Genomic DNA, 19,310 nt, shown 5'->3' with positions numbered 1-19,310 from the left:
CCATGACCATGCTCTACGCCGACCCCGAGGTCGCCGCCGCGCTGGACGCCGCCACCACTGTCGACGCCATGCGCGCCGCCCTCCTGGCCGCGTACGAGGGACGCCTGATCGCGCCGCCCCGGGCCGCCGCGCCGCTGAGCGGCGGGCGGATGGTGCTCAACGCCGGGCACCTGGTCGGCGAGTGGTACGGCTTCCGCTCGTACGACACCTTCGGTCATCCGCAGGGCGAGCAGTTGGTGGTGCTGCACGACGCCCGGACCGGGGCGATCCGGGCGGTCGCGGTCGGCGAGGAGTTGGGCTCCCGTCGTACCGGGGGGTTGGGGGCCCTCGCGGTCGACGCGCTGGCCCGTCCCGACGCCGCCGCCCTCGGGGTGATCGGCTCCGGCCGGCAGGCGTGGAGCCAGGTCTGGGCCGCCGCCGCGGTCCGCCCGTTGCGCGAGGTGGTGGTGCACAGCCGCTCCGCCGCTCGCCGCGAGGCCTTCGCCGCCCGGGTCCGTGCCGAACTGGGCGTGCCGGCCCGCGCGGTGGCCGACCCGGGCTCGGCAGTCGCCGGGCGGGACCTGGTGGTGCTGGCGACCACCAGCCCGACCCCGGTGCTCTGCGCCGCCGACCTCAGCCCCGGCACGCACGTCAACGCGGTCGGTTTCAAGCAGCGCGACCGCAGCGAGTTCGGCACCGACCTGCTGGACACCGCCGACCTGCTGGTCACCGATTCACCGGCCCAGGCGGCGGACTACCAGCCGCCGATGCTCGCTGCCACACCTCCGTACGCCGGGCGGTTGCGCGACCTGGGCGGCATCCTGGCCGGCGCGGTTCCCGGCCGGACCACCGCGGACCAGATCTCCGTCTTCTGCTCCACCGGCCTGGCCGGCACCGAGGTGTTCCTGCTCGACGCGCTGACCCGGGTTGGCGCCGAGGCGCACTGACCGCAATGACGTTCGCCTCCCTGTTGCCCGTCTCCGCAGCCCGCGTGCGTGGGCTTACCCGGCCGGCCCGGTACCCTCGGATGGTGTCTGCCACCTCTCCTTCTCCCGCTGACCACGCCGAGGGCCGTCGCGTCGCCCTGCTGACCCTGGGCTGTGCCCGCAACGAGGTCGACTCGGAGGAACTGGCCGCCCGCCTGCACGCCGACGGCTGGCAGGTGACCACCGACGGCGAGGGCGCCGACGTGGTGGTCGTGAACACCTGCGGTTTCGTGGAGAAGGCCAAGCAGGACTCGATCCAGACCCTGCTCGCCGCCGCCGGAACGGGCGCCAAGGTGGTCGCCGCAGGCTGCATGGCCGAGCGGTACGGCCGGGAGTTGGCCGACAGCCTCCCCGAGGCCCAGGCGGTGCTCAGCTTCGACGACTACCCCGACATCGCCGCCCGGCTGAACGCCGTCGTCGCCGGCGAGCAGATCACCGCGCACACCCCACGGGACCGGCGCGAACTGCTGCCGCTGACCCCGGTGCAGCGCCGCGACAGCGGTGTGTCGCTGCCCGGCCACGGCACGGTGAGCCGCACCGTCGTCGACACCGACGAGCACACCCCGGCACACCTGCGCCAGGTGCTGCGCCGGCGGCTCGACACCGGTCCGGTGGCCTCGCTGAAGCTGGCCAGCGGCTGCGACCGCCGCTGCGCGTTCTGTGCCATCCCGGCCTTCCGGGGGGCCTTCGTCTCGCGTACCCCGGACGAGCTGCTCGCCGAGGCGGAGTGGCTGGCCAAGTCCGGCGTACGGGAGCTGGTGCTGGTCAGCGAGAACTCCACCTCGTACGGCAAGGACCTGGGTGACCCGCGCGCCCTGGAGAAGCTGCTGCCGCAGCTCGCCGCGGTGACCGGCATCGTCCGGGTGCGGGCCAGCTACCTTCAGCCGGCCGAGACCCGGCCCGGGCTGGTCGAGGCGATCGCCACCACCCCTGGCGTGGCCCCGTACTTCGACCTGTCGTTCCAGCACTCCAGCGAGCCGGTGCTGCGCCGGATGCGGCGTTTCGGCTCCACCGACCGGTTCCTGGAGCTGCTGGCGGGTGCCCGCGCCCTGGCCCCGGACGCGGGCGCCCGGAGCAACTTCATCGTCGGTTTCCCCGGCGAGACCCGCGCCGACGTCGACGAGCTGGTCCGGTTCCTGACCGAGGCCCGGCTCGACGCGATCGGCATGTTCGACTACAGCGACGAGGACGGCACCGAGGCCGCCGGCCTGCCCGGCAAGGTCTCCGCCGCGACGATCAAGCGGCGCTACGACCGGCTCAGCGCCCTCGCCGACGAGCTCTGCTCGCAGCGGGCCGAAGACCGGCTCGGCTCGACCGTCGAGGTGCTGGTCGACTCGATCGAGGACGGCGTCGTGGAGGGCCGGGCGGCCCACCAGGCGCCGGAGGTGGACGGTTCCACCACCCTGGTCGCCCCGGCGGAGGGCGGGGTCGACCTGGCCGCGCTGCGCCCGGGCGATCTGGTACGCGCAACGGTGACCGGCACCGAAGGGGTGGACCTGCTCGCTGTGCCGGATGAGATGATCTCGGCGGCGCCCGGCGCGGCACGGTGACGGCGGGCCCGAGCGGAGCGGGGGACCCAGGTGGTGCGGTGCCGGGAACGCCACGGCGGCCCGAGCGGAGTGCGGCGGTGACCGGGGCGACGGAGTCGACGCCGGGCCGGGTGGTGGCCGTGGTGCCCGTCGTCAACGCGGCCAACGCGTTGACCGCCCTGCGGCTGGTACTGGTGCCGGTCTTCGCCGCCTCGGTGATCATGTCCGGGATGACCCACTCCGGTTGGCGGATGGCGGCCTGCCTGATCTTCGCGGTGGCCTCGGCGACCGACCTGGTGGACGGCTGGATCGCCCGCCGCTTCGGGCTGGTCACCTCGGTGGGCAAGGTGGCCGACCCGATCGCCGACAAGGCGCTCACCGGCGCGGCGCTGGTGCTGCTTTCCTGGTACGACCAACTGCCCTGGTGGGTGACCGCGCTGATCCTCGTCCGCGAGCTGGGCATCACCGGGCTGCGGTTCTGGGTGATCCGGCACGGCGTCATCGCCGCCAGCCGAGGTGGCAAGGTCAAGACCGCGCTCCAGATCCTCGCCATCGCCTGGTACCTCTGGCCGATGCCGGCCGCGCTCGCCGCCGTCGGCCCCTGGATCATGGCCGCGGCCGTCCTGGTCACGGTCGCCACCGGCTTCGACTACATAGCCCAAGCCCTCCGCCTCCGCCGCCCCCGCTAACCCCACCCCCACCCCCACCCCCCACCCCGCCCGTTGATCACGAAGTTGTTGCCATCCGGAGCGCGTGTCGTGACGTTAACTTCATGATCGACGCGCTCGGGTCGGGGTTGAGGGTTGTTGGGTGGGGAAGGACTGGTGCATGGGGCGGGGGAGTCGGGGGCTGGGGTGTCGGCGGACGGTGGCGGCGTGGGTGGTGCAGGGGTGACTGGTGCTCAGGTGGACGGTTTTGAGGTGGGCAGTGCGGCGGCGGGAGTCGTGCACCGGCTGGCCGAGCGGCACGAGACCCTGGCCACTGTCGAATCGCTCACCGGCGGGTCGCTGGCCGCTTCGATCGTGAACATCGCCGGGGTCAGCGGGATCTACCGGGGTGGCCTCGTGGTGTACGCCACCGAGCTGAAGGCGACCCTGGCTGGCGTACCCGCTGACCTGCTGTCCGAGCGGGGGCCGGTGGATCCGGAGGTGGCGGCGGCGCTCGCCGAGGGCGGCCGGCAGCGGTGCGGCGCGGACTGGGGGCTGGCCACCACCGGGGTCGCCGGCCCCGAGCCGCAGGACGGGAAGCCCGTGGGCCTCGTCTACGTCGCGGTCGCCGGCCCAAACGGTGGTGTGGTGCGACAGCTCGATCTGGGCGGCGGGCGGGACCACGTCCGCGAGGCGGCGGTGGTCGAGGCGCTCCGGCTGCTCGCCGAGCGGCTGGTTGACGCGACACCGTGAACGCCAAGGCCAAAATCACGCAGGCCGGGACCCGGGCCGGAACTGCTGTCGGGACCATTCGGCACGGGGCGGAAGTGGGCCCCGGGGCGCCCCGGTGAGCCCCTCCCGGCGAACCGACGGGCGGGGCGGGATGTCGCCCGGGCCCGCAACGGGTACGGTTGCGGGAAGGCTCCGACGTTCGGGGTCGGCGCGGTCCGCCGCGACCGGCCGCTCAGCGGCGGGCGCGAGGTATCCCTCAGGGGGAGGTGCGATGATCCTGCTACGCCGGGTGATCGGTGACGCACTGCGAGCGCGCCGGCAGGGCCAGCAGCGCACGCTGCGTGAGGTCTCCACCGCCGCCAACGTCAGCCTCGGCTATCTCTCCGAGATTGAGCGCGGGCACAAGGAGCCGTCGAGCGAGCTGCTCGCCGCGATCTGCGACGCCCTCGGTGCCCGCCTCTCCGAGCTGCTGCGTGAGGTGAGCGACACCGTGGCGCTCGCCGAGCAGATGCCCGGGGTGCTCGTCTCGATGCAGGACGAGCCGGCCGACGCCGCAGCCAAGAGCACCAACCGGGGTGTCCGTCAGGTCACCTCCGACGGCAAGGTCGCTGTCTCGGTCCGTCAGGACTCGCCGCTCAAGGCAACCCTGCGCAGCACCCGGGTCCGCCCGACCGAGCGCGACCGGGACGTGGTCTGCGCGGCCTGAGCCGCCGATCCGGTTGACCATGGGCGGGCTGGCCCCGGCCGCGTAGGGTTGCTCGCAGGAGCCGCCGGTGCTGTTGACCGCCCGGTACGGATGCCTCAGTGGCGTTCGGCTGGGACGATGGAGACCGGCCGGTCACGGTCGGACGGTCCAGCCGGCCCGGCCGTGGTGGAGCGACGCTACTGAGGGGATACCGCGGAGATGGCGAACCCGTTCGTCAAGGGTTGGAACTACCTGATGGCGCTCTTCGGTGCGAAGATCGACGAACATGCCGATCCCAAGGTGCAGATCCAGCAGGCCATCGAGGATGCCCAGCGGCAGCACCAGGCGCTGGTTCAGCAGGCTGCCGCGGTGATCGGCAACCAGCGTCAGCTGGAGATGAAGCTGTCTCGACAGATGACCGAGGTCGAGCGGTTGCAGGGCAACACCCGGCAGGCCCTGGTGCTCTCCGACCAGGCCCGGGCCAAGGGCGACGAGGCCGAGGCGGTGCGGTTCGAGCAGTCCGCGCAGACACTGGCCAGCCAGCTCGTCTCCGCCGAGCAGGCCACCGAGGACCTGAAGACCCTGCATGACCAGGCGCTCGGTGCCGCCGCCCAGGCCCGCCGAGCGGTCGAGAACAACTCGATGATCCTCCAGCAGAAGCTCGCCGAGCGCACCAAGCTGCTCAGCCAGCTGGAGCAGGCCAAGATGCAGGAGACGGTGGCCCGCTCGCTGGAGTCGATGTCGTCGCTGACCGCGCCTACCAACACCCCGTCGCTGGACGAGGTGCGCGACCGCATCGAGCGGCGGTACGCCAACGCGATGGGCCGCGCCGAACTGGCCGGCAACTCCGTCGAGGGCCGTATGTTGGAAATTCAGAAGGCCACGATCGACTCGGCCGGCTCCGCGCGGCTTGAGCAGATCCGGTCCAGCATGGCGGGGGAGCAGCTCGGCGGCGCGGCCCAGCGACCGGCCGTGCCGCAGGCCGAGAAGACCGGCCCGGCCAACGACCCGACGGCCGCCGCCCGACTGGACGAGCTGCGCGCCAGCATGGCTCGCGAGCGGGGCACCGGCGACCCGACCGCCGCCGGCTGAACGACCGGATCGAGGGGGTCACTGTGGCAGACGAGCGGACACGGTACTTCCGGAGGCTGGGTCGGCTTCGCCGGTCGGCCCGACGGTGGAGCGTGCTGGCCGGTGGGCTCGGCGGCGCGGCGGTGGTGCTGACACCGTACGCCGGCCTTGGTCTGCCCGACGCGGCCTGGGCCGGCGCCGCGGGCAGCGCGGTGGCGCTCGCCGCCTGGCGCTGGATCGACGTGCGCGCCCTGGCCGCCCAGCCGGCGCCCCCCGCTCTCGACCCGGCCGAGGCGGCGGCCCGGTCGCGGGCCCGATTGATCGCCGCCGTCGAGCGGCTGCCGGTCGGTCCGGGCGTGCTGGCCGAGGTGCGCCGGGTCCGCTCCCGGATCGCGCTGCGCGGCACCAGCGCCGGAGAGCAGTGGGCCCGACTGGACCGGGCGGCGCTCACCCTGGCCGGGATGGCCCACCGGCTCACCGGGCTGGCCGAGCCGGCGGTGCTGGAGGCCGCCGCCGCGGACCGCTCGCTGCGCGACCTGGCCGCGCGGGTGGCCAGCGTCGAACGCGCGCTGCGGCTGGCCCCGGCCGACGCCCGGCCGCCACTGGCCGAGGCGCACGCCGCGCTGACCGCCCAACTGGAGGGCGGGGTGGCGGCGTACGAACGGCTGGTGGTCGCCGCCGCCGGCTACCTGGCCGAGGACTCCCGGCCGGAGACCGCCCACCCGGCCGCCGACCGGCTCACCGAGGCGACAGACCTGCTGCACGGGGTCGCCGGGGCGCTTGCCGAGCTTCGGGCCGTCGGCACCCCGCTGCGCGCGCCGACGCGCTGACGGCGCGCGCCCGCGCGGAGACCGCGCCGACAGCGCCGACGCGCTGAGGGCGCACGCCCCGAGAGACCGCGCTGACGGCGCACCCCACCGGGACCGTGCCTGGACCCCGGGCCGGTCACTGTGGTGTCGTCGCCAGGACCGGCCCGGTGTACGGCGAGGTGCCCACGACGTTGAACGACCGGATCCGGTAGTGGTACGTGACGCCCCGGGCCAGCCCCGTGTTGGTGAAGCCGCGGCCGGTCACCGTGAAGGTGGCCGTCTCCTGCTCGAAGGCCGGGTCGAGCGCCCGCTGCACGATGAACCCGGACCCGGGACCGCCGGGTGTGCTCGCCTCCCAGGCCAGGATCACCGTCGCCGTGTCCGGCCCCGGTGCGCTGGCGGTGGCGCTCACCCCGCTGGGGGTGCCCGGCGCGGGTGGCGAGGTCACCGTGGCGACCGTCGACCACGCCGAGGCGGAGCCCAGGTAGGTGGTCCGCACCCGGTAGTAGTACGTGGTGTTTGGTGCCACTGTCGCGTCCAGGTGGTTGTCGCCGACCCCGATCGCAGTGGTGCCCGGGCCGCTGGTGAACGTCGGGTTGGTGGCCCGTTGCACGTCGATGCCGGTGGCGAACGAGCGGTTCGTCCAGCGCAGCGCCACGCGCAGCGGCGCGGCCGGCGGGAGCGTCGCGACCAGACCGCTCGGCGCGGCCAGGTGCACCGAGGCGGGCACGCCGTTCGACCAGGACGAGTAGCTGACCGAGTTCTCCGCCCGGATCCGGTAGTGGTAGGTCACCCCCGGGGTGACGGTCGCGTCGGTGTAGCGGGTGGCGGCGGCCGCGACGGTGATCGTGGTGACCTCGCCGCCGAAGGTCGCGTCGGTGGCTCGTTGCAGCAGGTGGCTGGTGGCGGGCGGTCGCCCGCCGTTGCTGGTCCAGGCCAGTGCGATCGCGGGTAGCGCGGTGGCCGAGCCGGGCACCGGTGTGGCGGTCAGCCCGGTCGGAGCCTTCGGCGACACCCGCAGCACCAGCGGCCGGCTCATCCCGCCGTCGCGGTGGCCGGCGAGCTGACTGTGCCAGCGGTACTCCCAGCCCAGGTTGACCAGTTGGTTGACCACCGTGGCCGGTCGCCCGTCGATCGGGCTGACCGGCGTCGACCCGGTCCGCGCTCCGGCCGGTCGACCCGGGTCGAGCAGCCGGACGCTGTCTCCCAGCTTGAACGGCAGCGCCGGCGCGACCGGGCGCAGCGCCACCACCACGTCCTCCCGGGGGTTGACCCGGATGACTCCCTTCCAGCCCAGCTCCGTGCCGTGCGGGAGTCGCAGCGTGCCGTCCCAGCCAACCCGGTTGATCACCTGCACGTCGCAGCCGGCGACGTGCAACGGCTCGGTCTGCCGGACGTTGCCGCTGATCCGCCAGAGCTGCGTGCCGTCGGTGGGGGCGCCCACCGGCACGGCGGGGTCGGTGGCGAAGAGCACCTCGGTGACCGGGTCGGTCGCACCGAGCGGCAGCGTCGTCGGGTTGAGCGGCCCGGCGTGTGGGTGCCCGACGCCGAGTCGGCCCGCCGACCGGCCGTGGTCCGGCTCGAAGATCTGCTGGGCGGCCTTGACCGCGATCGGCACTGTCACCGGGCCGGTGCCGGCCGTCGGCGTGAACGTCACAGTGGTGGCGTGCACCGGCACCGTCGTCTGCGCCGGGGTCCGGGTGCCGAACGCCGGGTCGTACGCCGGCTGCGGGACGATCGGCGGGCGCTGGCTGGCCGCGTACGCCAGGGGCAGCCGTTCGCACAGCCGGCCCAGGTCGTACGGCGACTCGGGCGTCCCGGTGACCCGGAACTGGAGCACGGTGCGGGTGTTCGGGCCGTACCCCGGTTCGGTCGGGGGTGGGCCGCCCTCGGCGCTGCGGTCCGGGGCGTCGGTGTGCTGGTCGTAGCGACTGTCGAAGCCGGGCAGCGGGGCGGGAGCGTCGTTGTACAGGATCAGCGTGCTGCCCGGCGGCACGGCGGAGAAGTCGACGAGCACGTCGGCGCGTTCGCCCGGGGCGAGCAGCAATGTGTGTCCGTCGACGTTCAGCACGGTCGGGTCGAGCCGGTCGTAGCGGTAGCTGATCGGTTGGTTCGGCAGCACCACGGGTGCCGGCAGGAGGCCGGCCTCGTTGCCGATCTGGATGAACTCCGGGCCGGCGGCGCGCGGGTCCGGCACACCGCCGTCGCGTCCGTCGGTCGGCCACCCCGCCGGACGGTCCGCCGCCCGCGCGGCGGGCACCATCGGCACCTCACCGGCGTCGGGATCGGCGAGCGCCCCGTCGGCCGTCCACATTGCCGCGTCGGAGCAGGCGCGGTAGAGCTGGAGGTTGAGGCTGCGGTCCAGGCAGGCGTTGAGGATCCGGAACCGGTACGTGCGCGGCCGCACCTCCAGGTACGGGTAGGCGACGCCGTTGACGAGTGGGGTGTCGCCGTACGCCTCGGGAACGGCCGACGGGTGCGGTACGCCGGGGCTCATCGGCGGCTCGTCCGGCGCGCCGACCGGGTCGTGGTACGGGTTCGGCACCCAGCCGTCGGCGCGGGCGTCGTCGTCCGAGGCGGAGTTGCGGGACCAGGGTCCGTAGTCCCACCGGCCGGTGGGGTTGCGTCCGCCGGAGGAGTACGGGTTCTGCCGGGGTTGGTAGACGTGCGGGTGCCAGAGGCTGCCCCGGGCGCCCCAGCGTTCCCGGTCCCAGGTCGGGTCCTCGGCGGCGAGTTGGGTGTCGTCCGGAACGAACGTCTTGTCCTCGATCACCAACGGCACCTGGTCGGCCGGCAGCACCGCGTCGGCGACGAGCTGGTCCTCGGCCGGGTCGGTGAGCAGGTAGAGCGCGAGCTGTCCGCCGTAGACGGTGAGCCGGGCCAGGCCGAGGGTGTTGTCGTGGAACCACAGCAGTCGGCCGCTCTGCTCGTTCGGGAAATAGAGCGTGGTGGCCCCGGCCCCGGGCGCCGGCATGTCCGGCACGTGGGCCAGGCCGGGCCCGGTCGGGTACGGGGTGATCTCCCCGGCCGGGGCGATCCACTGCCCCGGGTTGCCCGCGCTGGTCCAGCCGGTCTGCGCCCCGGCCAGGTGCAGCACGGCCCGGTTCTGCGGGTACGGCGCCGGTCCGTCCAGTGGGCCGAGGCCGGCCCCCTCGATGGTGTCGTCGACCGGCAGGAACAGCTCGCCGGCCCGGCCGGTGGGGAGCTGGTTGATGAACTTCACCCGGACCGGCCGACCCCGACGGGCGCGGATCATCGGCCCGAGGTGCCACTGTCGCTCCGGAGGCGCCACCGTGTTGTGTCCGGCCGGGTCGGTGCCCAGGTTGAGTTGCCGGTAGCCGCGCAGCCGGGTGGCCGGCAGGTCCCGGTGCAGCCGCTGGGCGTACTCCTGTAGGCCGATCTCGTAGTAGTCGCAGCCCGGATAGCTGATGGTGTCCGGCACCGCCACCGGCAGGTGGCTGCCGAGGTCGCCGCTGCCCGGCTGGCCCGGCAGGGGCAGTGGGTCGACGAACTTGCGCAGTCCGGTCCCGGCCACCACCTGCCCGTCGGGGTCCCGCGTTGCGCGGGGGCTGTGGGCGAAGTTCGGCACCGGGCCGAAGTAGCGGGGCACGACGGCCGGGTCCAGGCTCGGCGTGACACCGGCCTCCTCGGCGGTACGCGGCGCCGGCACGGACGCCGCCCGGCCGTCGGCGTCGGTGTCGCGGGTGGTCCGCTCGAAGAAGGTGGAGCGGAGTCTGCGGAACATCGCCATGACTCTCCCCGGTTTGGGGCGCGAGGTCCGCCACCCCGGCGTGGGGGACCTCGGCACTCTGCTGACGGTCGGTGAGCGCTCAACCGCAGCATGCGACTCCGGCGGCCGGTTAGGAATTACCCAATCGTCCGTTTCTGCCATGGATCCCGTCAGGCGAGAGCCTGGTCAGCCGGACGACGACGGACCTGGACGCTCGGGCTGGCAGACCGGGCACCAGTAGGTGACCCGTTCGCCCAGCTCCTCCTTGCGGATCGCGGTGCCGCAGCGGCGGCAGGGCTGGGCGCGGCGGCCGTACACGTAGCTGGTCTGCCCCCGGTGCAGTGAGCCGGTGCTGCTCTGCGTCCACCGGCCCCGGTTGGCGGCGAGCAGCCGCTGTGCGAGGGCCACCAGGCCCGGCAGGTCGGGCACTCCGCCGACCGGGGTCCACGGTGACACGCCCCGCAGGAACAGCACCTCGCACTTGTAGAGGTTGCCCACGCCGGCCAGGTTGCGCTGGTCGAGCAGCGCCTCGCCGATGGTCTGCTCCGGGTGGTCGACGAGCCGACGGACCGCCTCGGCCGGGTCCCAGTCGGAGCCGAGCAGGTCGGGCCCGAGGTGGCCGACCAGCTGGTCCTCCTCGGCGGTCCGCACCAGGGTCAGGTCGTGCAGGTGGTAGCCGACCGCGACAGCGCCGGGGCTGCGCAGCACCGCCCGGATCAGGTGCGCGGGCCGGCCGCTCCAGCGTTCCCCCGGGGCGTACGCCCGCCAGGCGCCGTCCATCCGCAGGTGGGAGTGCAGGGTCCAGTGCTCCTCGGTCGGGGCGTTGAGCCGCAGCAGCAGGTGCTTGCCCCGGCTGGCCGACTCGCGGACGGTCCAGTCGGTGAGGTCCGTGGTCGCCAGCTGCGGCACCCGGAAGTCACTGCCGGTGATCCGCGTGCCGGCCAGCGCGCGGTGCAGCACGCGCGCGGTGTTCCAGACGGTGTCGCCTTCGGGCACCCTGCCATCCTCCCTCTTTTGAGCAACATTCGCATGTGTCGCCATTTGTACTCAGGTTCCTCCTGATCTCCTGACATGCGAGGGTCAGGGAGTTCTGAGGAGAATGCCCATGACGCGACCGCGTTGTCGAATCCCATCCGTCGCCCTCATCGCCACCCTCGCCCTCCTGCTCACCGCAGCGCTCCTACCGGCCACCGGCACTGCCCCGGCCGCGCCCGGCGGCGCTCCGATCACTCTCGTCGCCGCCGCACCCGGCGACGAACGGTGGAGCGCCGACCTCACCATCGTCGACCGCGATGACGTCAACGTCCGGCGTACGGCCGCCGGCCTTCGCCTGCGGGATGCCCGGTCCACCGGGCGCGGCGCCCGCAGCCCGCACAGCGCGGTCGCCGAGGGGATGCTGCTGACCGCTCCCCGCACCCTCGCCCGGCCGGCCACCCGGGTCCGTGCCGAGATCAACGCCGCGGTTCCGGCCCAGGCGACAGTGGAGGCGCAGGTCCGCGGCTGGCGGGCCGCCGGCTGGACGGAGTGGCGGGCGGCCACCACCGGCGCGGTCTTCGACCGGCCGGTCACCCGGGTGCAGACCCGGGTGGTGCTCACCGCCCCCGATGGCGGCGCCACGGCGACGGTACGGGGCGTGCAGCTCACCGCCGACGCGAACGCCGCCGTCTCCGCCGCCACGCCCGGCCGCACCTACCGGGTGTACGCCACCCGCATCGGGCTGGTCGGTGAGGTGACCGCCAACGGCCGCACCGTGCAACCCCGGGACCACTTCGCGGCGCTGCCGTCGCGGCGAGGGCTCTCCCCGCTCAACACCGGCGACTACACCGTGCGGGTCTGCACCACCAGCGGCTCCCGCTGCGAGTACGCCCCGGTCTGGGACGTCGGGCCGTGGAACACCCGCGACGACTACTGGAACCCCTCATCGGTCCGGGAGAACTGGAAGAACCTGCCGCAGGGCCGGCCCGAGGCGCAGGCCGCGTACCAGTCCGGATACAACGGCGGACGGGACCAGTTCGGGCGGACCGTGCTCAACCCGGCCGGCATCGACCTGGCCGACGGCACGTTCTGGGACGGGCTGCGGCTGACCACCAACGCCTGGGTCGACGTCGCCTACCTGTGGACCGGAGGCGGGCCGCGCGGCGTCGTCGGTGACGGGCCGCTCAACATCCGCACCGGGGCCAGCACGTCGTACGCGACGCGAGGCCTGGCCGCCCGCCTGGCCCACGTGCCGATCCAGTGCTACGTCACCGGTCAGTCGGTCGCCGGCCCCTTCCGGACCACCAACCGCTGGAACCGCCTGGCCAGTGGCCAGTACGTCAGCCACGCGTACATCTCCACCGTGTACGGCGGCAGCGTGCCGGCCTGCTGAGCCACGCTCACCCCGTCGGGCGCCCCGTCGACGTCAGGGGCGCTCGTCGGGGCGAGCCGTGCGCACCATGTCCTGGTAGCGCGGGTGGCTGGCACCGTAGACGGCGTAGTTGAGACGGGCGTGTGTGAGGCTCAGGTCGCCGTTGGGGCCACCGCGGACGGCGTCGGCGTCGGCGTCGGTCTGGCCGTCGTCGGTCCAGAAACAGACGGGGCACGTCCCCCCGCCGGTTCGGGACGCACAGCAGGGACAGCCCACAGGAACCACATGCTCACCCACCGGAGAAGCATTCCACAGTCGAACATCAGCCCGATACCCGCAGGAGGTCCCCCGGGGAGGCCGCGAGGAGGTCCGCGGCCCGCCCGCCGTTGACCGCGACCGCAACCAGACCGGCCGAGTCGACGTACGCCACCAGGCCACCGGCCGGGGCGTCGCCGAAGGTCCGCCCGTGCACCGCCGCAAGGGCCGGTGTCGGTCCCGGCGGACCCACCCGGAGGTCGGCCGGCAGCGGATCGAGCAGCTCGGCCGGTGCGGCCAGTTGGACGTTGCCGAAGTGGTCCACGGTCAGCACCTCGGCGGTGAAGCCCTCGGCGTCCCGGGTCACCGTCGGTGTCGGAAGCCGCACCAGCCCGGCCGGGTCGACCGGTGGGCCCGCCTCGGCCAGCGGCGCGCCGAGCGCCAGTCGAGCGGCCACCGGCGCGAACACGTCCCGGCCGTGGAACGTGGTGGACACCCGGGTGGCCAGCCAGCGCGGCTCGGTCAGCTCCACCGCGTCGGTCACCCCGCCGAGCGCGGTGGCCGCGTCCAGCAGCAACCCGTTGTCCGGGCCGACCAGCAGCCCGCCCGGGGTGGCCAGCGCGACCCCCCGTCGGGCGGTGCCCACGCCCGGGTCGACCACCGCCACGTGCACTCCCACCGGCAGGTACGGCACGGTCTGCGCCAGCACGGCGGCCCCTCGCCGGACATCCGCCGGCGGCACCAGGTGCGTCACGTCGATCACCCGGGCGGCCGGCGCGATCCGGGCGATCACCCCGTGACAGGCGGCCACGAAGCCGTCGGTGAGGCCGTAGTCGGTGGTTAGCGAGATCCAGGGCACGGCGGGCATGCCCGCAGGCTAGTGGAACCGCGGGTGCTGGCGGATACGGGACAGCGCAGTGGCCGACCGGCCCCTCCCGTCGCCGGAGGACGTTGGGCAGACTGCCCTGGTGACAACTCGGAACCTCCCCGCACTCGGAATCCTGCTGGTCGCCGTCGCCCTGACCGCCGGCTGTGGCAGTGACGACGACGGCAGCCCGAACGCGACCCCATCCGTCTCGTCCGAGGCGGCCCCGACCGGCCTGCCGACGCCCCAGGCCTCACCCTCCGCCGACGGTGCGACCCCGCCCTCCGCCGCCGCGCAGGGTACGACGGAGCGGCGGCCGGCCAGCCCGCCGCCGGTGGTGCTGCCCAAGCGCCCGACCAGTGCGCCCGGCGCGAAGCAGGTCATCGAGGCGTTCCGGGCCGCCGGCCTGAAGGTGCCGCACCCGAAGGACCGCTCGGTCGACTGTGGGCCGGACGGTCTCGGCCTGGGCTGTTCCGAGCTGATGGCCACCGACGCCGTCACGGTCTACGTGTTCCCGGACGAGACCAGCGCCAGCGACATCGCGGAGACCTGGGGCGGCCAGTCGTACCGGCGGGGGGCGGTGGTGCTGAACTACCTGGAGGCGAAGACCCCCGCCGCCGACCGCCCGCGCTACGAGAAGGTGCTCAACGGCCTGCGCTGAGAACTGGCGTGGCCGAAGCATGTCGTTCTCTTGACTCTGATGTCTGTGAGTCATCGTGATGACTCACAGACATCAGGCTCTGTGCGGGATTGCCCTCGGCGGGGCCTTGGCTGGCCGGGTGGGGGCATCGGGCGTCGATCGGCGCGTGCGCTCGTCCGCGTCGTGCCGAGGGGCAGCCGCGCAAGCCCGGCCCACAAAAGGGTGGTCCGGATTTGGCGGGTCAGCCGCGCAGGCGTAGGCCGCGCGGTGTGGCCCGGAAGCCGGCGGTGGTCAGCGCGTCGCGCAACGGCGAGGAGTGCACCGCCTCGCCGTCGGCCCGCTCCACCGACATCGCGCCCAACGCCCCGGAGTGGACGGCGTCGGCGAGCGCCTTGCCGGCCGCGGCGAGCGCGTCGGTGTCGTCGGTGAACGAGAGCAGCGTCCGGCCGCCGCGTTCGACGTAGAGGACGAGGTCACCGCCGACCTGCACCACCAGGGCGCCCGCCTTGCGCCCGGCCCGGTGCCCGGTCGCCGGGGTGGCCCCGTCGCCGGAGTCGACCACCCGTTCCGGCCAGGGCAGCGCCGCACCGTACGGATTCGCTGGGTCGGTCGCGGCGAGCACTGTGGCCACCGCGCCCCGACCCCGGGCACCGTCGGTCGGCTCGGCCAGCGCGCGCAGCCGGTCCACGGCACCGGGTACGGCGAACTGCGCCGCCCCGAGCCCTTCGACGAAGTAGCCCCGGCGGGCAGCGCCGCGCTCCTCCAGCGCCGACAGCACCGGGTAGACCGCCGAGAACCCGCCGACCACCTGCTCGGCCATCACCGCGCCCCGGGTGACCACCCCGTGCCGCTCCAGCAGCAGGTCGGCGAGCGCGGCGGCGCGCCGGGTCGGGTCGAGGTCCCGCTCCGGGAGACGTGACCAACGGCCGGCGACGGTCGGCGGGCCACCCCGCGTCGGCAGCGCCACCCGGCCGGGCCGCCGGTAACGGGTGCGGGGCGCGGACGGACGGGAGCGGTGCGCGCCGCCAGCGCCGAGCACCGCCCGCAGCGGGGCGAGGGTGTCGTTGCTGAGGTGCCCCGCCCAGACCAGGTCCCAGATCACCCCGGTCAACGCGGCGTCGTCGGTCGAGCCGACCCGGTCGGCCAGCGGGCGGAAGAACAGCGCCTGCCCGTCGCCGAGCGCGTCGAGCACCGCGTCGTGCAGCGGGGTGCGGGTCAACGCCTCGTCCGGCAGCGGCAGCAGCAGCGGCGCGGCGTCCGCGTACGCCAGGGTGACCCAGCCGTCGCCCCCGGAGATCGCTCCCGACCCCGCCCAGAGCACCTCCCCGCTGGCGCACAGCTCGTCGAGTTGGGCGGGGGAGTAGTCCGCGACCCGGGCGGGCAGCACCAACCGTTCCAGGGCGGACGCCGGCACCGCCGTGCCCTGCAACTGCTCCACAGTGGCGGCGAGCGCCTCCACACCTCGGGCGGACGAGCCGACCTGCTGCCAGCGGGGCAGGAACGTGGCGAGGGCCCGGGGCGGCACCGGCTCGATCTCCCGGCGCAGTGCCGCCAGCGAGCGGCGGCGCAGCATCCGCAGCACCTCGGCGTCGCACCACTGGGCGCCGGCCGAATCCGGGGTGAACTCCCCGGAGACCACCCGCCCGGTGGCGCCGAGCCGGCGCAGCGCCTGCTCGACGACGAACACCCCGAGCCCGAACCGGGCCGCGCAGCTGGCCGCGGCGAACGGCCCGTGGGTGCGGGCGTAGCGCGCCACCAGGTCACCGAGCGGGTCGGCCACCGGCGCGAGGTACGCCTCGGCCACCCCCATCGGCAGCGCCACGCCGAGGGCGTCGCGCAGGCGGGCGGCGTCCTCGACGCCCACCCAGCGCTGCTCGCCAGCGATCCGGACCCGCAGCACCCGACGGGTGGCCTCCAGCTCGCTGAGCCACGTCTCCGGCACCCCCCGCTCGGTCAACTCGGCGTCGCTCAGGTCACCGAGCACCCGCAGCAGCTCGACGACATCCTCGGCGTCGCGGGTGCGGCGCTGATCGGTCAGCCACCGCAGTTGCCGGTCGGTCTCGGTGAGCACCGCCGGGTCGAGCAACTCCCGCAGGTCGACCCGGCCGAGCAGCTCGCCGAGGAGCGTGGAGTCGAGGGCGAGTGCGGCGGCGCGGCGTTCGGCCAGCGGGGCGTCGCCCTCGTAGAGGAACGCGCCGACGTAACCGAAGAGCAGCGACCGCGCGAACGGCGACGGCGCGCTGGTCTCCACCTCGACCAGTCGCACCTTGCGGGTGGCCAGGTCGCGCATCAGCCCGGCCAGCGCCGGCTGGTCGAAGACGTCCTGGAGGCACTCCCGGGCGGCCTCCAGGGTGACCGGGAAGTCCGCGTACTCGCGGGCGACGTCGAGCAGTTGCGCGGCGCGTTGCCGTTGCTGCCAGAGCGGTTGGCGGCGGCGCGGGTCGCGGCGCGGCAGCAGCAGGGACCGGGCGGCGCACTCTCGGAAGCGGGCGGCGAAGAGGGCGGAGGTGCCGACCGACTCCTCCACGAGCTGGGTGATCTCGTCGGGCTCGAAGACCACCACGTCGGCGCCGGGGGGCTCGTCGGCGGTGTCCGGAAGTCGCACCACGATGCCGTCGTCGGAGGGCATCACCTGAGCGTCGACCCCGTACCGCTCGGCCAGCCGGCGGCCCACCGCGAGGGCCCACGGCCCGTTGACCCGGGCACCGAGCACGCTGTGCACGGCCAACCGCCAGTCACCCAGCTCGTCGCGGAACCGCTCGACCACGACCGTGCGGTCGTCGGGCAGCGAGCGGGTGGCCTCCCGCTGCTCGCGCAGGTAGGCCATCAGGTTGCCGGCGGCCCAGTCGTCCAGCCCGCCGTCGCGCAGCGCGGCCAGAGCCGCCTCGTCGGTCTGGCGCAGCAGCGTGCGCACCCGGGCGCCGATCGCCCGGCCCAGCTCCACCGGCCGACCGAGCTGGTCGCCCTTCCAGAACGGCATGCGCGCGGCCTGCCCCGGGGCGGGCGAGACCAGCACCCGGTCCGGAGTGATCTCCTCGATCCGCCAGGAGGACGAGCCGAGCAGAAAGACGTCGCCGACCCGGGACTCGTAGACCATTTCCTCGTCCAGCTCGCCGACCCGGGCGGCCCGCTCGGCGCCGGCCAGGAAGACCCCGAACAAACCCCGGTCGGGAATGGTGCCGCCGCTGGTCACCGCGAGTCGCTGCGCGCCGGGGCGGCCGGTGAGCAGGTCGGTGGCCCGGTCCCAGACCAGTCGGGGGCGCAGCTCGGCGAAGGCGGTGGACGGGTAGCGACCGGAGAGCATGTCCAGCACGGCGTGCAGCGCCGAGTCGGGCAGCTCGGCGAAGGGCGCGGCCCGGCGGACCAGCACGGCCAGGTCGCCGAGCGCCCACGGCTCCAGCGCCACCATCGCGACGATCTGCTGGGCCAGCACGTCCAGTGGGTTGCGCGGGTAGTGCAGCTCCTCGATCGCGCCGTCGGTCATCCGCTCGGCGACCACCGCGCAGGAGAGCAGGTCGCCGCGGTGCTTGGGGAAGACCACCCCCCGGGAGACCGCGCCCACCTGGTGCCCGGCCCGGCCGACCCGTTGCAGGCCGGCGGCCACGCTCGGCGGCGCCTCGATCTGCACCACCAGGTCGACAGCGCCCATGTCGATGCCGAGCTCCAGGCTGGAGGTGGCCACCACCGCCGGGAGCTGGCCGGACTTGAGCGCCTCCTCGATGTGCTTGCGCTCCTCCCGGGAGACGCTGCCGTGGTGGGCGCGGGCGATCACGGGCGGCGCGCCGGTGGCAGCGCCGGACTGGGCCATCACCTCGGCCGGCGGCCGGTTGCGCACCGGACCGGCGGGGCCACCCCAGCGCTGCGCGTCGCCCGCCGGGTCGTCGCCGGCCGGCAACCCCTCCGGTACGCCGATCGCGCCCTCGCCCGACGCGGATGCGGCCACCGCCTCGGCGGCCAGCTCGTTGAGGCGGGCGCAGAGGCGCTCGGCACTGCGCCGGGAGTTGGTGAAGACGATCGTCGAGCGGTGCTGCCCGATGAGGGTGAAGACCCGCTCCTCCACCGCCGGCCAGATCGACGCCCGACGCGGCCCGGGGCCGCCGAGGTCGTCCTCCGGTGGCTGCTCCTGCTCGTCCAGGCGTGTCATGTCCTCCACCGGGACTTCCACGCTGACCTCGATGGTCTTCGGAGTGGCCGGCTGGACCACGTCGACCGGGCGGGCGCCGCCGAGGAACTGCGCGCAGGCGTCGATCGGCCGGACGGTGGCCGAGAGGCCGATGCGCTGCGCCGGAGCGGGCAGCAACTCGTCGAGGCGTTCGAGGGAGAGGGCGAGGTGGGCGCCGCGTTTGCTGCCGGCCACCGCGTGCACCTCGTCGACGATCACCGTCTGGACGCCGCGCAGCGAGTCGCGCGCCGCGGACGTGAGCAGCAGGAACAGCGACTCGGGCGTGGTGATGAGGATGTCCGGCGGGGTGCGGGCGAAGGCACGTCGTTCGTCGGTGGGCGTGTCGCCGGTGCGCATCCCGACGGTGATGTCAGGCGGCGCGACGCCCAGCCGGGTGGCCGCCTGGCGGATGCCGGCCAGCGGGGCGCGCAGGTTGCGCTCCACGTCGACGGCGAGGGCCTTGAGCGGGCTGACGTAGAGCACGCGGCACCGCTGGCGCGCCTCGGCCGGTGCTGGTTCGCGGGCGAGTCGGTCCAGTGACCAGAGGAAGGCCGCGAGCGTCTTGCCCGAGCCGGTAGGCGCCACCACGAGCGCGTTGCGACCGGCGGCGACCGACCGCCAGGCGCCGGTCTGCGCGGCGGTCGGGGCGGCGAAGGCGTTGTCGAACCAGGCGCGGGTGGCCGGGCCGAACCCGGCCAGCACCGCGCCGGCGTCTGCGTCTGCCCCGGTCACCGGTCCATCGTGCCCCGCCGGTCCGACATCCACGAGCTACCTCACGACGGAATGGACCAGCAAAAGGCAAAAGCGTGGAACGTGCGCTTAATACGTTAAGTCTCACTTAACTGCTTGCTTCTAAGGAGCAACATAAAGTAA

General features: G+C 74.2%; 14 protein-coding genes. 9 read left to right on the top strand and 5 right to left on the bottom strand.

Annotation, left to right across the window (positions count from 1 at the left end):
- The first annotated feature begins 2 nt into the window (after nucleotides 1-2).
- The 7 genes from ACIA47_RS22535 to ACIA47_RS22505 all read left to right on the top strand — a co-directional run bounded on the left by ACIA47_RS22535 (nucleotide 3) and on the right by ACIA47_RS22505 (nucleotide 6,459).
- Nucleotides 3-926, top strand: coding sequence for an ornithine cyclodeaminase family protein (locus tag ACIA47_RS22535; RefSeq protein WP_396710387.1), 924 nt, complete (start codon nucleotides 3-5; stop codon nucleotides 924-926).
- Between the two features lie 80 nt (nucleotides 927-1,006).
- Nucleotides 1,007-2,515, top strand: a complete 1,509-nt coding sequence (gene rimO / locus ACIA47_RS22530) for a 30S ribosomal protein S12 methylthiotransferase RimO (protein WP_396710385.1) — start codon at nucleotides 1,007-1,009, stop codon at nucleotides 2,513-2,515.
- Nucleotides 2,516-2,592: 77 nt separating this feature from the next.
- Entirely contained in the window at nucleotides 2,593-3,183 is a 591-nt protein-coding gene (pgsA, locus tag ACIA47_RS22525) for a CDP-diacylglycerol--glycerol-3-phosphate 3-phosphatidyltransferase (protein ID WP_112625907.1), read from the top strand.
- A 201-nt stretch (nucleotides 3,184-3,384) separates the two neighbouring features.
- Nucleotides 3,385-3,894, top strand: a complete 510-nt coding sequence (locus tag ACIA47_RS22520) for a CinA family protein (protein ID WP_396710382.1) — start codon at nucleotides 3,385-3,387, stop codon at nucleotides 3,892-3,894.
- Between the two features lie 250 nt (nucleotides 3,895-4,144).
- Entirely contained in the window at nucleotides 4,145-4,579 is a 435-nt protein-coding gene (locus ACIA47_RS22515; protein ID WP_091400451.1) for a helix-turn-helix domain-containing protein, read from the top strand.
- A gap of 198 nt (nucleotides 4,580-4,777) precedes the next feature.
- Complete coding sequence (locus ACIA47_RS22510; RefSeq protein ID WP_396710380.1) at nucleotides 4,778-5,650, top strand: PspA/IM30 family protein; 873 nt, start codon at nucleotides 4,778-4,780, stop codon at nucleotides 5,648-5,650.
- 23 nt (nucleotides 5,651-5,673) lie between these two features.
- Complete coding sequence (locus tag ACIA47_RS22505) at nucleotides 5,674-6,459, top strand: hypothetical protein (protein WP_396710378.1); 786 nt, start codon at nucleotides 5,674-5,676, stop codon at nucleotides 6,457-6,459.
- A 115-nt stretch (nucleotides 6,460-6,574) separates the two neighbouring features.
- Here ACIA47_RS22505 and ACIA47_RS22500 read toward each other — a convergent pair whose 3' ends face one another.
- Nucleotides 6,575-10,189 (bottom strand): hypothetical protein, encoded by a 3,615-nt coding sequence (locus ACIA47_RS22500; protein ID WP_396710376.1) that lies wholly within the window; start codon nucleotides 10,187-10,189, stop codon nucleotides 6,575-6,577.
- A gap of 165 nt (nucleotides 10,190-10,354) precedes the next feature.
- Nucleotides 10,355-11,164, bottom strand: coding sequence for a DNA-formamidopyrimidine glycosylase family protein (locus ACIA47_RS22495; RefSeq protein ID WP_396710374.1), 810 nt, complete (start codon nucleotides 11,162-11,164; stop codon nucleotides 10,355-10,357).
- A 109-nt stretch (nucleotides 11,165-11,273) separates the two neighbouring features.
- Here ACIA47_RS22495 and ACIA47_RS22490 point away from each other — a divergent pair, with 109 nt between their 5' ends.
- The gene (locus ACIA47_RS22490) at nucleotides 11,274-12,536 is read left to right on the top strand and encodes a hypothetical protein (RefSeq protein ID WP_396710372.1); all 1,263 of its coding nucleotides are present in this window, start codon (nucleotides 11,274-11,276) and stop codon (nucleotides 12,534-12,536) included.
- A 33-nt stretch (nucleotides 12,537-12,569) separates the two neighbouring features.
- Here the strand turns inward: ACIA47_RS22490 and ACIA47_RS22485 are convergent, their stop codons facing one another.
- Nucleotides 12,570-12,791, bottom strand: a complete 222-nt coding sequence (locus tag ACIA47_RS22485) for a CPCC family cysteine-rich protein (protein WP_091400463.1) — start codon at nucleotides 12,789-12,791, stop codon at nucleotides 12,570-12,572.
- A gap of 46 nt (nucleotides 12,792-12,837) precedes the next feature.
- Nucleotides 12,838-13,638, bottom strand: a complete 801-nt coding sequence (locus ACIA47_RS22480) for an S-adenosyl-l-methionine hydroxide adenosyltransferase family protein (protein ID WP_396710370.1) — start codon at nucleotides 13,636-13,638, stop codon at nucleotides 12,838-12,840.
- A gap of 100 nt (nucleotides 13,639-13,738) precedes the next feature.
- Between ACIA47_RS22480 and ACIA47_RS22475 the strand changes: the two genes are divergently transcribed.
- Complete coding sequence (locus ACIA47_RS22475) at nucleotides 13,739-14,296, top strand: hypothetical protein (protein WP_203121436.1); 558 nt, start codon at nucleotides 13,739-13,741, stop codon at nucleotides 14,294-14,296.
- Nucleotides 14,297-14,516: 220 nt separating this feature from the next.
- On the opposite strand, the gene ACIA47_RS22470 is transcribed toward ACIA47_RS22475, so the two are convergent.
- Entirely contained in the window at nucleotides 14,517-19,169 is a 4,653-nt protein-coding gene (locus ACIA47_RS22470; RefSeq protein WP_396710368.1) for an ATP-dependent helicase, read from the bottom strand.
- Nucleotides 19,170-19,310 lie beyond the last annotated feature (141 nt).

Origin of the sequence: Micromonospora sp. NPDC051227 (assembly GCF_044455385.1) — a bacterium.
In the GTDB taxonomy this organism is placed as follows: Bacteria; Actinomycetota; Actinomycetes; order Mycobacteriales; family Micromonosporaceae; genus Micromonospora.
Note: the sequence above shows the minus strand (reverse complement) of the source record. Positions and strands in the feature narration are given on the sequence as shown.